Here is a 14,541-nt window from a genome sequence, read left to right as displayed (position 1 = left end):
TACTCAATCCGTAGGTCGGGTAAGCAAACGCGCCCTTACAGCGGCTGCGTCTGTGCCTCAACCACCGCCAGCGCCACCATGTTGACGATACGACGCACGGAGGCAATCGGCGTTAACACATGCACCGGTTTTGACACCCCCATCAGCACTGGCCCTACGGTCACCCCTTCAGAACTCGACACACGCAGCAGGTTATAGCTGATACGCGCCGCTTCTACGTTCGGCATAATCAGCACGTTCGCCGAGCCTTTCAGCGGGCTGTCCGGCATACGTTCATTACGAATGCTCTCCACCAGCGCGGCGTCGCCGTGCATCTCGCCGTCGATCATCAGCTCCGGCGCACGCTCGCGCACCAGGTCCAGCGTCTGGCGCATTTTGCACGCCGCCGCGGATTTGGATGACCCGAAGTTAGAGTGCGACAGCAGCGCCACTTTCGGCTCGATACCAAAGCGGCGCACGGTTTCCGCCGCCATCACGGTGATTTCCGCCAGTTCCTCCGGGGAAGGATCGTCGTTGACGTAGGTATCGGCGATAAAGGTGTTACCGCTTGGCAGCAGCAGCGCGTTCATTGCGCCGGCAGTATGGACGCCCTCGCGATAGCCGAAGATCTCCTGCACCACGCTGAAATGCTCATGGTACTCGCCGATGGTGCCGCAGATCAGCGCATCCGCCTCACCGCGATGAACCATGATCGCGCCGATCACCGTGGTATTGCTGATCACCGCCCGCTGCGCCTGCTCCTGGGTGATCCCGCGACGCTTCATGATCGAATAGTATTCGTTCCAGTACTCTTTGAAGCGCGGATCGGATTCGTTATTGACGATCTCAAAGTCGACGCCCGGCTTAATTTGCAGGCCCAGCTTCTGAATACGCATCTCGATCACGCTCGGACGACCAATCAGGATCGGTTTCGCCAGCCCTAAGGTGATCAGCTCCTGCGTGGCATGCAGCACGCGCGCCTCTTCCCCTTCCGCCAGCACCACGCGCTTCGCGTCAGCGCGCGCCTGGGAGAAGATCGGCTTCATAAACAGGTTGGTTTTGTAGACGAACTCGGTGAGTTTATCGACGTAGGCATCGAAATCTTCAATCGGCCGCGTCGCCACGCCGGAGTCCATCGCCGCTTTAGCCACCGCTGGCGCGATCTTCACGATCAGACGCGGGTCAAATGGTTTAGGGATAATGTAGTCGGGGCCGAAGCTCAGATCCTGATCGCCGTAGGCGGAGGCCACCACTTCGCTCTGCTCGGCGTGCGCCAGCTCTGCGATAGCATGAACGGCGGCGAGCTTCATCTCTTCGTTGATTGCCGTAGCGCCGACGTCCAGCGCACCGCGGAAGATGAACGGGAAGCAGAGCACGTTGTTCACCTGGTTCGGGTAGTCCGAACGTCCGGTACAGATGATCGCGTCTTCACGCACCGCCTTCGCCAGCGGCGGCAGAATTTCCGGCTCCGGGTTCGCCAGGGCCAGGATCATTGGCGCGCGCGCCATCTTCTGCACCATCTCCTGGGTCAGTACTTTCGGGCCTGAACAGCCGAGGAAAATGTCGGCACCTTCAATGACGTCTTCTAGCGTGCGCTTGCCGTCGTCTTCCACCGCATAGGCCGCCTTGGTTTCCGCCATGTTTGGCTCGCGGTCTTTGTAAATCACGCCCTTGGAGTCGCAGACCACAATATTGTGCTTCTGCATGCCCAGCGCCACCAGCAGGTTCATACAGGCGATGGCCGCGGCGCCTGCGCCGGAGACCACCATGCGCACGTCGGAGAGATTTTTCTCTACCACGCGCAGGCCGTTCAGAATGGCGGCGGTACTGATAATCGCCGTGCCGTGCTGGTCGTCATGGAACACGGGAATGTTCATACGCTCGCGCAGCTTCTGCTCGATATAGAAACATTCCGGCGCTTTGATGTCTTCCAGGTTGATGCCGCCGAAGGTCGGCTCCAGCGCCGCCACCACGTTGATGAATTTATCCGGATCCAGTTCGTCCACTTCGATATCGAAGACGTCGATACCGGCAAATTTCTTAAACAGAACGCCCTTCCCTTCCATCACCGGCTTACCGGCCAGCGCACCGATGTTCCCTAACCCCAGCACCGCCGTACCGTTAGAGATAACGGCCACCAGGTTGCCACGGGCGGTGTATTTGTACGCTGCCAGCGGATCTTTTTCGATTTCCAGGCACGGAGCAGCCACGCCTGGCGAGTAGGCCAGCGCCAGATCGCGCTGGGTCGCCAGCGGTTTGGTCGGGGATACCTGGATTTTACCCGGAACAGGAAACTCGTGAAAATCGAGAGCGCTTTGTTTTAACTGATCATCCATCTTGTTATTCCTTTCACGTTTCGGTCAAAAAGGGTGATGTTGACGTTCCTATGCACACCCTGGTGTGCCGCATAGTATCGCCGCAGGCAGGCTCCTAAACTTTGAAGGCTGCCAAACTCTCACCATTGCAGAATAAAAATTGTTATCAATTTATAACAACCATGTTACCCGTCTCAGACAGCAATGCCTCCCCCGTCTGCTATGCTTTTTTGTTAAGTCCATCATGATTTTCTCAGAAGTGTGAACTAACGCACTCGACTAACTCTTTTATTTCCAAGGAGTAATTATGAACCAGCTAGACGGCATCAAACAATTTACCACCGTGGTTGCAGACAGCGGCGACATCGAGTCGATTCGTCACTACCAGCCGGAAGACGCGACCACCAACCCCTCGCTGCTGCTCAAGGCGGCCGGTCTTGCGCACTTTAGTCATCTGATTGATGACGCCCTTGCCTATGGCAAACAGCGCGGGCAAACGCAGGAGCAGCAGGTCGCCGAGGCCAGCGACAAGCTGGCGGTCAATATCGGTGCGGAAATTCTTAAAAGCATACCGGGACGCGTCTCCACCGAAGTGGACGCCCGCCTCTCGTTTGACCAGGAAAAGAGCATCAACAAGGCTCGCCGCCTGGTGGAACTCTACCAGGAGCAGGGGATCGATAAGTCACGCATCCTGATCAAGCTTGCGTCTACCTGGGAAGGCATCCGCGCGGCGGAAGTGCTGGAGAAAGAGGGGATCCACTGCAACCTGACGCTGCTGTTCTCCTTCGCCCAGGCGCGTGCCTGCGCCGAAGCGGGCGTGTTCCTGATTTCACCGTTTGTCGGACGTATCTACGACTGGTATCAGGCGAAACAGCCAATGGATCCGTACGTGGTGGAAGAAGATCCTGGCGTGAAATCGGTGCGTAATATCTACGATTATTACAAGCAGCACCGCTACGAAACCATCGTGATGGGGGCCAGCTTCCGCCGCACCGAGCAGATCCTGGCGCTCGCGGGCTGCGACCGGCTGACCATCTCCCCTGACCTGCTGAAAAAGCTTCAGGAGAGTGAAGAGACGGTGATCCGCAAGCTTGTGCCGACCTCTACCGTTCTGCCAAAACCAAAACCCATGACCGAAGCGGAATTCCGCTGGGAGCACAATCAGGACCCAATGGCCGTGGAAAAACTGGCGGACGGCATCCGTCAGTTCGCCGTCGACCAGCGCAAACTCGAAGATCTTCTCGCTGCCAAACTTTAACCTTGCCACGGAGTGAACTATGTCCCGTAAAGAGCTCGCCAACGCCATTCGCGCCCTCAGCATGGATGCCGTACAAAAAGCCAATTCCGGCCACCCTGGCGCCCCCATGGGTATGGCTGATATTGCCGAAGTGCTGTGGAACGACTTCCTCAAGCACAACCCGACCGATCCGACCTGGTACGATCGCGACCGTTTTATTCTCTCCAACGGTCACGCATCGATGCTGCTCTACAGCCTGCTGCACCTCTCCGGCTACGATCTGCCGCTTGAGGAGTTAAAAAACTTCCGCCAGCTGCACTCCAAAACGCCGGGCCACCCGGAGATCGGCTATACGCCGGGCGTTGAAACCACTACCGGCCCGCTGGGCCAGGGGCTGGCGAATGCCGTCGGCCTGGCGATTGCAGAGCGTACGCTGGCCGCGCAGTTCAACCAGCCCGACCACGAGATTGTCGATCACTACACCTATGTCTTTATGGGTGATGGCTGCCTGATGGAGGGGATCTCCCACGAGGTCTGCTCGCTGGCGGGCACCCTGGGCCTGGGCAAGCTGATTGGCTTCTACGATCACAACGGTATCTCCATTGACGGGGAAACCGAGGGCTGGTTTACCGACGACACGGCAAAACGCTTTGAAGCCTATCACTGGCACGTGGTGCACGAGATCGACGGTCACGATCCTGAGGCGGTGAAAAAAGCGATTCAGGAAGCGCAGAGCGTGAAGGACAAACCGTCCCTGATCATCTGCCGCACCACCATCGGCTTCGGCTCGCCGAACAAAGCGGGCAAAGAAGAGGCGCACGGCGCGGCGCTGGGTGAAGAGGAAGTGGCGCTGACCCGCCAGAAACTGGGCTGGAAACACCCGGCCTTTGAGATCCCAAAAGAGATCTACAAGGCCTGGGATGCTCGCGAAACAGGTGAAAAAGCGCAGCAGGCCTGGCACGAGAAGTTTGCCGCTTACAAAAAAGCGTATCCGGATCTGGCGGCTGAGTTTACCCGCCGCATGAGCGGCGGCCTGCCGGAAGACTGGGAAGAGAAAACCCAGGCGCTGATTGAAAACCTGCAATCCAACCCGGCGAAAATTGCCACCCGTAAGGCATCACAAAACACCCTGAACGCAATTGGCCCAATCCTGCCCGAACTGCTGGGCGGATCGGCGGATCTGGCGCCAAGTAACCTTACCATCTGGTCCGGCTCTAAATCCCTGAAGGAGGACATTGCCGGGAACTACATCCACTACGGCGTGCGCGAGTTCGGGATGACCGCCATTGCCAACGGCATCGCCCACCATGGCGGCTTCGTGCCGTACACCGCTACCTTCCTGATGTTTGTCGAATATGCCCGTAACGCGGCGCGTATGGCGGCTCTGATGAAGGCGCGGCAAATCATGGTGTACACCCACGACTCCATCGGACTGGGTGAAGATGGGCCGACGCACCAGGCGGTAGAGCAGCTGGCGAGCCTGCGCCTGACGCCAAACTTCAGTACCTGGCGTCCGTGCGATCAGGTTGAAGCGGCAGTGGGCTGGAAGCTGGCCGTAGAGCGTCATAACGGACCCACGGCGCTGATCCTGTCGCGCCAGAACCTGGCGCAGATCGAGCGCACGCCGGAGCAGGTGAAAAATATCGCCCGCGGCGGGTACATCCTGAAAGACAGCGGCGGCAAGCCAGACGTGATCCTGATTGCCACCGGTTCAGAGGTGGAAATCACGGTAAAAGCGGCGGAGAAACTAACCGCCGAGGGTCACGCGGTGCGCGTGGTTTCCCTGCCTTCAACGGATATCTTTGATGCCCAGGATGAGGCGTACCGCGAATCGGTGCTGCCTTCAAACGTCGCGGCGCGCGTGGCGGTTGAAGCTGGCATTGCCGACTACTGGTACAAATATGTGGGTCTGAAAGGGGCGATTGTCGGCATGAAGGGTTACGGTGAATCCGCCCCGGCCGATAAGCTGTTCCCGTACTTCGGCTTTACCGTTGAGAACGTAGTGGAGAAGGCGCTGAGCGTGCTGTAGTGCGATCTGCGTTGCCGGGTGGCGGCTGCGCCTGACCCGGCCTACAAATCGGCAAAACCCTACCTTGTGATCCACAGCGTGGGCCAGGCATCTGGCCCATTCCAGTTATCACAGCTTGGCTCTTCCGCGTAGCGTACCAGACGGAAGCGCTGGCCGTTAAAACGCCAGCGGGTCTGGATCCCACAGTCGCCAATCCCGCGTCCCAGCGCCAGCGTGGTCAGCTCGCGCGTTTTTTCATCGAAGCTGGCATTCATCAGCTCCATGTCGCTACTCTGGCTGGAAGGGGTAAACGGCAGACGCAATCTCACGCTCCTGGCCGCAAACGGTTTTTTACGCGACACCAGCCACGCCAGGTCGACGGTGTTGTACGCCCCCGCCTCACAGCTGATGATCATCAGCGCTTTGTCATCGGTCAGCGCGGTCACGCGCACCTCACGCCGGTTCGGATCGAGAGAGCACTGGCTGTGGTTCATGCGCCAGTTACCGTAATCCAGCAGATCGTTCAATTCGTTATGCGTCAGCGGCGTTGGCGTGGGGTTCACCACCGCCACCTTTTTCAATGCCGGCGCAGGCGGCACGCTCAGCGGTGGACTATCCCCTTTTTTAATCCATGCCGTTTCACTTCCGACGCGTTTTTGCTGGGCATCGATAAACAGCAGCGCCGCTTTCAGCCCGGCCAGAGAGATTGTCTGCTTCCCCCCGCGCAGAGTCAGCGCCTGACCTTCCTGAATGGTCTTCAGAAACGTGGTGATGGTGCCCGTATCGTCTGTTTTAAGATGCCAGGGGGTTAACTGCCAGTGTTGCGACGTGAGTTTAAGCGGCACATTGTCGAGCAGCAGGCGCGGGGCGATGTCAGGCTCTTTCACCGGAGGCACCGAAAGCCCGCCGAGATCGATGCGCAGGCTGGCGTCCGTTTTTGCCCCCGCACTGCGGCTCAGCGTCATGACCAGACCGCGATGCTCGCCAGTGTTGCGCGCTACGCAGAAGTTCTGGTTATTGCAGGTCACCTGCCAGTCAGAAAAAGACTGCTGCGCAGGCGCAGCCCACACCCGAGGTGCGGGAAGCACGCAAATGAAGAAGAGAAGAAAAACGCAGTAGCGCATGAACGGCACAGCCCCGCAAACGAATAGGTCAATCTGGGGCGTATCTTCGTGCCCTGGGCGGGCTGGCTCAATCGGATTTATCGGATAGATTTATCTGAAATACAACTTATCGCGCTACCGCCGCCGCATTCATCAGCCCGCTGGTTTGCAGATATTGCAACAGGATCACCGCTTTACCGTCGCGGATCTCGCCGCGTTTCACCATGTCGACAGCCTGCGCGAAAGGCATTTCCAGCACTTCAATGTCTTCATCGTCCACGCCGCCGCCCCGGTGCGTGCGCTGGGCATCGGTATATTCCGCAATGAAGAAGTGGATCAGCTCGGTAACCCCGCCAGGGGACATAAACAGCTCAAAGACTTTCTGCACCGTCCCCACCTCAAAACCCGTCTCTTCAATGGCTTCTTTGCGGATACACACTTCCGGCTCATCGTCGTCCAGCAGACCTGCACAGGTTTCAATCAGACGTCCGTCCGCGTTGCCATTGACCCATGTCGCGATGCGAAACTGGCGGATCAGCACTACGCTTTGCTTTTCACGGTTATACAGCAGAATGGTTGCACCATTGCCCCGGTCGTAGACTTCGCGTTTATGGCGAATGACGTCCCCGTTCTTACGGGTGAGATCGTAAGTGATGTTACGCAGGACAAAGTAATTTTCAGAAAGGATTTTGTCTTTAATAACGCTAATGTTCGGGGACATACGGGCTCCACGGCAAAATGAGTCTGTTTATACTACGCCGTGAAGCCCGCTTTGTCGCCCGTCTGCGTTAATGCATGTTGCGCGGCGGCACGCCAAGCCAGTCCATGATCCCCTGCGCGGCATGGCGCCCTTCCGCCATCGCGGTGACCACCAGATCCGCACCGCGTACCGCATCACCGCCAGCAAAAATCTGCGGATTCGAGGTCTGGTAGCGATAACGGCTCTCCACGGAGGCCCTGATGCGCCCCCAGTCGTCGGTGTCGACGCCCTGCGCCTGAAGCCACGGCATGGCGTGCGGATTAAACCCAAACGCCATGATCACCGCATCCGCTGGCATGACAAACTCACTGCCCGCCACCGGGACAGGACGACGCCGCCCCTGCGCATCCGGCTCGCCCAGACGGGTGCGCAGCATCCGGATACCGTTGACCTTCCCGTCGGTATCCAGCGTGAGCTCAACCGGCTGGACATTAAATTCAAAGGCCGCGCCCTCTTCTTTCGCGTTTTTAACCTCTTTCTTTGAGCCCGGCATGTTGGCCTCGTCCCGCCGATAGGCGCAGGTGACTTTCGCCGCGCCATGTCGCAGCGCGGTGCGCACGCAGTCCATCGCCGTATCGCCCCCGCCCAGCACCACCACGTTTAACCCCTGCGTGTCGATAAACGGCTCGTCTGCGGCAGGGTCAAGGCCCATCACGTTCCGCGTGTTCGCCACTAAAAACGGCAGCGCGTCGTACACGCCCGGCGCGTCTTCGTGAGGGATACCCGCTTTCATGGAACGATAGGTCCCTACGCCGATGAACAGGGCATCGTAGTCGTTTTGCAGTTGGGCCATCGATACGTCTTTTCCCACCTCGCAGTTCAGCTCGAAGCGGATGCCCATCGCGCTGAATATCTCTCTGCGCCGCGCTAGCAGGGATTTATCCAGCTTGAAGGCCGGAATACCAAAGGTCAGCAATCCGCCGATTTCCGGATGGCGATCGTAGACCGTCACACCGACGCCGCTGCGCACCAGTACGTCGGCGCAGGCCAGCCCTGCCGGACCGGCACCGATGATGGCGACGCGCTTACCGACCGGCTTAACGTGGCTGACGTCCGGCGTCCAGCCCATCGCCAGCGCCCGATCCGAGATATACCGTTCGATATTCCCGATGGTTACCGCCCCTGACGCATCCCGCAGGGTGCAGGCGCCTTCACATAATCGATCCTGTGGACAGACGCGGCCGGTAATTTCCGGTAAACAGTTAGTCTGGTGAGAAAGCTCAGCCGCACCGATGATATCCCCCGCCCTGATCCGCTCAATCCACTGTGGAATATGGTTATGCAGCGGGCAGGTCCACTCGCAAATGCTGTGGTCGCCACATTTCAGGCACCGGGATGCTTCGCGCTGCGCCTGTTCCGGGCGAAACGGCAGGTAGATCTCGTTAAAATGACCTGCGCGCGCGTCGGGGCTGAGCTTATCCGGCTCACCGCGCGCCGGGGTGTTTTGCATCTGTTGCCGTTTGGTTTGCGGAGGGACTGACTGAACCGCCTCGCTGTGCCACGGCAGCGCGTCCAGCCTTGCGCTGCGCTGTCGGCGCTGCTTAACCAGCTTATCCAGCACGGCTGGGGTGGCAAGCGTAAGCACCTCTGCCGGGCAGTTTTCAACGCAGGCCGGGCCTTGCGGCCTTTCCAGGCAGAGGTCGCATTTGTGCGCCGAGGCCTTTACGCTGTCGTTTTCCAGCGGGGCGATCAGCATGTCCATCGTGCCAAACGGACAGGCCACCACGCAGGCTTTACAGCCAATGCATTTTTGTTGATTGACCTGTACGCTGTCGCTGTGTTGCGTGATGGCTCCGTTCGGGCAGCTTTGCGCGCAGGGCGCGTTTTCACAGTGGTGGCAGGTCACGGGGCTTTTTCGCAAGCCTGAGGTAAGGACCGTAATGCGGGGATGAAAATGGCGCTCGCTCAGCGCGTGCTGCTCCCCGTTGTGCGCCATCACACAGGCAACTTCGCAGGTGCGACAACCGATACACTGTTGAGCGTTGGCCATAATAAAACGATTCATAACAACACCTGTTTTTGGTTCAATAACCTTATTCTTTCTATTGTTATCGTATTTACCCACAGCGGCATGGCGACGCAATGTTCAAATGCCCTGGAAGGCGAACTATTTCCAGTGAACCTGTGGCAGATCAATTTAATTCAGGAAGCCGATGAGTGACCGTTAAACGCCCCGTATCGGGAAGCCTGGCTCGGGCTTTCTTTTCGATGATTGTCTTGTCCGTTCTGATCAGCGCCATTGCGCTGGTTACGCTCGCCAGCAGCCAGCGCGACGCCGAGGCGATTAACATTGCCGGTTCGCTGCGTATGCAGAGCTACCGCCTGGGCTACGAGTTGCAGCGCGCCAGCCCGTCGCTGGCGGAGCACCGTGCGTTCTGGCAGAAAACGCTGAGCGCGCCTGCGTTGCAGAAGCTAAACCGCTGGTACGTGCCAGAGGACGTCAAACAGCGTTACCAGCAGTTGCACCTTGGCTGGCAGGAGATGGACACGCGAATCGCCAGCGGCGATACCGGGTGGTATCAGAGCCACATTGAGGATTTTGTGGGCCGGATAGATGCCTTTGTGCTGGCGCTACAGCACTACACCGAACATAAAATTCAGCTGGTGATTTTCATGTCGCTGACGGGCGGCCTGGGCATCCTGCTGCTGGCGGTGGTGACCCTGCGGCGCATCCGCCGTCAGGTTGTGCTGCCGCTGAATAATCTGGTGGCGGCGAGCGAACGTATCGAACAGGGGCAGTTCGACACCCCCGCACCGGATATTATGCTTCCCAACGAGCTGGGCCAGCTTTCCCGCGCCTTCAACCATATGTCGGCGGAATTACACACCCTGTACCGTTCCCTGGAGCACTCCGTTGCCGAAAAAACCCGCCACCTGAATGAAGCGCATCAGCAGCTTGAAATGCTGTTCAAATGCTCACAGGCGTTGAATACCGGGCAGATAGACAGCCACTGCTTCCGGCATATTTTGCAGATTGTGCATGACTATACGCAGATGAATTACCTGCAATTGCGCACCAGTGACGACTGGCAGCTTTACGAAGGACAGGAGTCCCCGGGCGAGAAAATGCACAATTTACCGGTGTTAATGCAGGACACCCTGTACGGCGAACTGCGCTGGCAAAGCGCGACCGGGGATGTTCCGCTGCCGCTCATGGAAAGCGTGGCGACGATGCTGGGCCGGGGGCTCTATTTTAATCAGGCGCAGAAACATTATCAGCAACTGCTGCTGATGGAGGAGCGCGCCACCATCGCGCGCGAGCTGCATGATTCGCTGGCGCAGGTGCTCTCCTATTTGCGTATTCAGCTTACGCTGCTGAAGCATGCCGTGCCGGGCGACAATGCCCCGGCGCAGGCCATCATTACGGACTTCTCCCGCGAGCTGAATAACGCCTGGCATCAGCTACGCGAGCTGCTCACCACCTTCCGCCTGACGCTCAATCACGCCAATCTTCCTGCCGCGCTACAGGAGTCTCTTGACGGGTTGCAAAGCCAGACCAGCGCGAAGTTGGTGCTCGACTGCCGTCTCTCATCGCTGGCGCTGGACGCGCAAAAACAGGTGCACCTCTTACAGATTGTGCGTGAGGCAGTGCTGAATGCGATTAAACATGCCGACGCGAGCGAGATTGTGGTCAGCTGCGTCACCACCGCGGACGGCACTCACACAGTCACGATCCGCGACAACGGTATTGGTATCGGCGACGCCAGTGAACCGCCGGGGCATTACGGGCTGAATATCATGCGCGAACGCGCGGGACGGCTCGGCGGGACATTACACTTTTCTCAGCCGCCACAGGGTGGGACACAGGTCAGCGTAACGTTCCGGACGCCTGCGGCGCAGGCTGAAAAATAGTGGGAAAGAAGGCGCGCTGAAAAAAGCGCATGATAATTTACATTATCTCCTTTATTTCTCCACGTTTGACCTGGGCCTTACCGCTAAAGTTAGGCGGGCAATAAACAATAATGACGTGCAGCAAAACGAGGTCACACTTTAATGGCGAATTTTTTCATCGATCGCCCCATTTTTGCCTGGGTGCTTGCAATCCTGTTGTGTCTGACGGGTGTCCTGGCGATTACTTCCCTTCCTGTTGAGCAATACCCCGACCTCGCGCCCCCCAACGTGCGTATCACGGCGAACTATCCTGGCGCCTCGGCACAGACGCTGGAAAATACCGTCACGCAGGTTATCGAGCAGAACATGACGGGTCTTGATAACCTGATGTACATGTCCTCGCAGAGCAGTGCCACGGGCCAGGCGACGGTAACCCTGAGCTTTACGGCGGGCACGGATCCGGATGAAGCGGTGCAGCAGGTGCAAAACCAGCTGCAATCGGCCCTGCGTAAACTGCCTCAGGCGGTGCAGAACCAGGGGGTGACCGTGCGTAAAACCGGTGACACCAATATTTTGACCATCGCGTTTGTTTCAACCGATGGCTCGATGGATAAGCAGGACATCGCGGACTACGTCGCCAGTAATATTCAGGACCCGCTCAGCCGTATCAACGGCGTGGGGGATATCGACGCCTACGGCTCGCAGTACTCCATGCGTATCTGGCTGGATCCCAACAAGCTGAACAGCGTGCAGATGACCGCCAAAGATGTCACCGACGCTATCGAATCGCAGAACGCCCAGATTGCCGTGGGGCAGCTCGGCGGTACGCCGTCCGTGGATAACCAGGCGCTTAATGCCACCATCAACTCCCAGTCGCTGCTCCAGACGCCTGAACAGTTCCGCGATATTACTCTGCGCGTGAATCAGGACGGTTCGGAAGTGCGTCTGGGGGATGTCGCCACCGTGGAAATGGGGGCGGAAAAATATGACTACCTGAGTCGCTTTAACGGCAATGCCGCGTCCGGACTGGGGGTAAAACTGGCCTCCGGCGCCAACGAAATGGCGACCGCGCAGCGGGTGTTAGAGCGTCTGGATGAACTGTCGCATTACTTCCCGCACGGACTGGAGTACAAAGTCGCCTACGAAACCACCTCATTCGTAAAAGCCTCCATCGAAGATGTGGTGAAAACCCTGCTCGAAGCTATCGCGCTGGTGTTCCTCGTGATGTACCTGTTCCTGCAAAACTTCCGCGCCACGCTGATCCCCACCATTGCGGTGCCGGTGGTGCTGCTGGGAATCTTTGCGGTGCTGTATGCCTTCGGTTACAGCATCAACACCCTGACCATGTTCGCCATGGTGCTGGCCATCGGCCTGCTGGTGGATGATGCCATCGTGGTGGTGGAAAACGTCGAGCGCATTATGAGCGAGGAAGGGCTTTCGCCCCGCGAGGCCACGCGCAAATCGATGGGACAAATTCAGGGCGCGCTGGTCGGTATCGCCATGGTGCTGTCGGCGGTATTTATCCCGATGGCATTTTTTGGCGGCACCACGGGCGCGATTTATCGCCAGTTCTCGATCACCATCGTCTCTGCAATGGTGCTCTCCGTACTCGTGGCAATGATCCTTACCCCTGCCCTGTGCGCGACGCTGCTCAAACCGCTGCATAAGGGCGAACACCACGGTCAAAAAGGCTTCTTCGGCTGGTTTAACCGCATGTTTAACCGCAATGCGGCGCGCTATGAAGCTGGCGTGGGTAAAGTACTGCACCGCAGCGTGCGCTGGATGGTGGTTTATGTCCTGCTGCTCGGCGGCATGGTGTTCCTGTTCCTGCGGCTGCCAACCTCGTTCCTGCCGCTGGAAGATCGCGGCATGTTTATTACCTCCGTACAGTTACCGAGCGGCTCGACCCAGCAGCAGACCCTGAAAGTGGTGCAGAAGGTTGAGAACTACTTCCATACTCAGGAGAAAGATAACGTGGTCTCCGTCTTCTCCACCGTCGGCTCTGGCCCCGGCGGTAACGGGCAGAACGTGGCGCGTATGTTTGTGCGCCTGAAAGACTGGGACCAGCGCGACAGCGATACCGGCTCCTCCTTTGCCATCATTGAGCGTGCAACCAAAGCGTTCAACAAAATCAAGGAAGCGCGCGTTTTCGCCAGCAGCCCGCCCGCCATCAGCGGCCTGGGCAGCTCAGCCGGGTTTGATATGGAGCTTCAGGATCACGCGGGTGCCGGGCATGACGCGTTGATGGCTGCTCGCGATAAACTGCTCGAGCTGGCCGGGAAAGATCCGCAGCTTACCCGCGTTCGTCATAACGGTCTGGATGACAGCCCTCAGCTACAGGTGGATATTGACCAGCGTAAAGCGCAGGCGCTGGGCGTCTCCATCGACGACATTAACGACACCCTGCAAACGGCATGGGGCTCAAGCTACGTAAATGACTTTATGGATCGCGGCCGCGTGAAGAAGGTCTACGTTCAGTCTGCCGCCAAATACCGCATGCTGCCGGACGATATCAACCGCTGGTATGTGCGCAATAACACCGGCGGCATGGTGCCGTTCTCGGCGTTTGCGACGTCACGCTGGGAGACCGGTTCGCCGCGTCTGGAGCGTTACAACGGCTATTCGGCGCTGGAGATTGTCGGTGAAGCCGCGCCGGGCGTCAGTACCGGTACCGCAATGGACATTATGGAAAAACTGGTTCAGCAGTTACCGACTGGCTTTGGCCTGGAGTGGACGGCGATGTCCTACCAGGAACGGCTTTCCGGCGCTCAGGCGCCTGCCCTGTATGCTCTTTCGCTGCTGGTGGTATTCCTTTGCCTGGCGGCGCTGTATGAAAGCTGGTCAGTGCCGTTCTCGGTGATGCTGGTGGTGCCTCTCGGGGTCATCGGCGCGCTGCTGGCAACCTGGATGCGCGGCCTGGAAAATGATGTCTATTTCCAGGTCGGACTCCTCACCGTGATCGGATTGTCGGCAAAAAACGCCATTCTGATCGTCGAATTTGCCAATGAGATGAATGCCAAAGGTCACGAACTGATGGCCGCCACGCTGCACGCCTGTCGTCAGCGCCTGCGTCCGATCCTGATGACCTCTCTGGCGTTTGTGTTTGGCGTCCTGCCGATGGCCACCAGCTCCGGCGCAGGCTCCAGCAGCCAGCACGCAGTGGGTACGGGCGTTATGGGGGGAATGATATCCGCGACGATACTGGCTATCTATTTCGTACCGCTGTTCTTTGTGCTGATACGTCGTCGTTTCCCGCTGAAGGATAACCCGGAATAACCCGTTGAAATAAAAAAAGGCGGCTTTACAGG

The 14,541-nt window shown here is 58.3% G+C and carries 8 protein-coding genes; 4 read left to right on the top strand and 4 right to left on the bottom strand.

The window, feature by feature from the left end; translation table 11 throughout:
- Positions 1-35: 35 nt before the first annotated feature.
- Positions 36-2,315, bottom strand: coding sequence for an NADP-dependent oxaloacetate-decarboxylating malate dehydrogenase (gene maeB / locus ACOTX1_RS00560; protein WP_003863546.1), 2,280 nt, complete (start codon positions 2,313-2,315; stop codon positions 36-38).
- Positions 2,316-2,601: 286 nt separating this feature from the next.
- On the opposite strand from maeB, the gene tal reads away from it, so the two are divergent.
- Both tal and tkt read left to right on the top strand, forming a co-directional pair.
- The gene (gene tal, locus ACOTX1_RS00555) at positions 2,602-3,552 is read left to right on the top strand and encodes a transaldolase (protein WP_023314621.1); all 951 of its coding nucleotides are present in this window, start codon (positions 2,602-2,604) and stop codon (positions 3,550-3,552) included.
- Between the two features lie 19 nt (positions 3,553-3,571).
- A complete protein-coding gene (tkt, locus tag ACOTX1_RS00550) occupies positions 3,572-5,560 on the top strand; it encodes a transketolase (protein WP_023314622.1) in 1,989 nt (662 codons plus the stop codon).
- A gap of 59 nt (positions 5,561-5,619) precedes the next feature.
- Here tkt and ACOTX1_RS00545 read toward each other — a convergent pair whose 3' ends face one another.
- The 3 genes from ACOTX1_RS00545 to aegA form a co-directional block, all read right to left on the bottom strand.
- Positions 5,620-6,663, bottom strand: coding sequence for a DUF1176 domain-containing protein (locus ACOTX1_RS00545; RefSeq protein ID WP_023314623.1), 1,044 nt, complete (start codon positions 6,661-6,663; stop codon positions 5,620-5,622).
- A 106-nt stretch (positions 6,664-6,769) separates the two neighbouring features.
- On the bottom strand, positions 6,770-7,363 hold the full coding sequence (nudK, locus tag ACOTX1_RS00540) for a GDP-mannose pyrophosphatase NudK (RefSeq protein WP_023314624.1): 594 nt from the start codon (positions 7,361-7,363) through the stop codon (positions 6,770-6,772).
- A 67-nt stretch (positions 7,364-7,430) separates the two neighbouring features.
- Positions 7,431-9,407: a formate-dependent uric acid utilization protein AegA gene (gene aegA / locus ACOTX1_RS00535; RefSeq protein ID WP_023325026.1), complete on the bottom strand. Its 1,977-nt coding sequence runs from the start codon at positions 9,405-9,407 to the stop codon at positions 7,431-7,433.
- A gap of 152 nt (positions 9,408-9,559) precedes the next feature.
- Here aegA and narQ point away from each other — a divergent pair, with 152 nt between their 5' ends.
- Together narQ and acrD are read left to right on the top strand one after the other, a co-directional pair.
- Positions 9,560-11,254 (top strand): nitrate/nitrite two-component system sensor histidine kinase NarQ, encoded by a 1,695-nt coding sequence (narQ, locus tag ACOTX1_RS00530; RefSeq protein ID WP_023314626.1) that lies wholly within the window; start codon positions 9,560-9,562, stop codon positions 11,252-11,254.
- Positions 11,255-11,395: 141 nt separating this feature from the next.
- Positions 11,396-14,509: a multidrug efflux RND transporter permease AcrD gene (gene acrD, locus ACOTX1_RS00525; RefSeq protein ID WP_126497654.1), complete on the top strand. Its 3,114-nt coding sequence runs from the start codon at positions 11,396-11,398 to the stop codon at positions 14,507-14,509.
- Positions 14,510-14,541: the final 32 nt, after the last annotated feature.

This window comes from Enterobacter cloacae complex sp. IR5401, assembly GCF_049238425.1.
GTDB classification, from domain to species: Bacteria; Pseudomonadota; Gammaproteobacteria; order Enterobacterales; family Enterobacteriaceae; genus Enterobacter; species Enterobacter hormaechei_C.
This window is presented reverse-complemented; position numbering and strand designations above follow the sequence as displayed.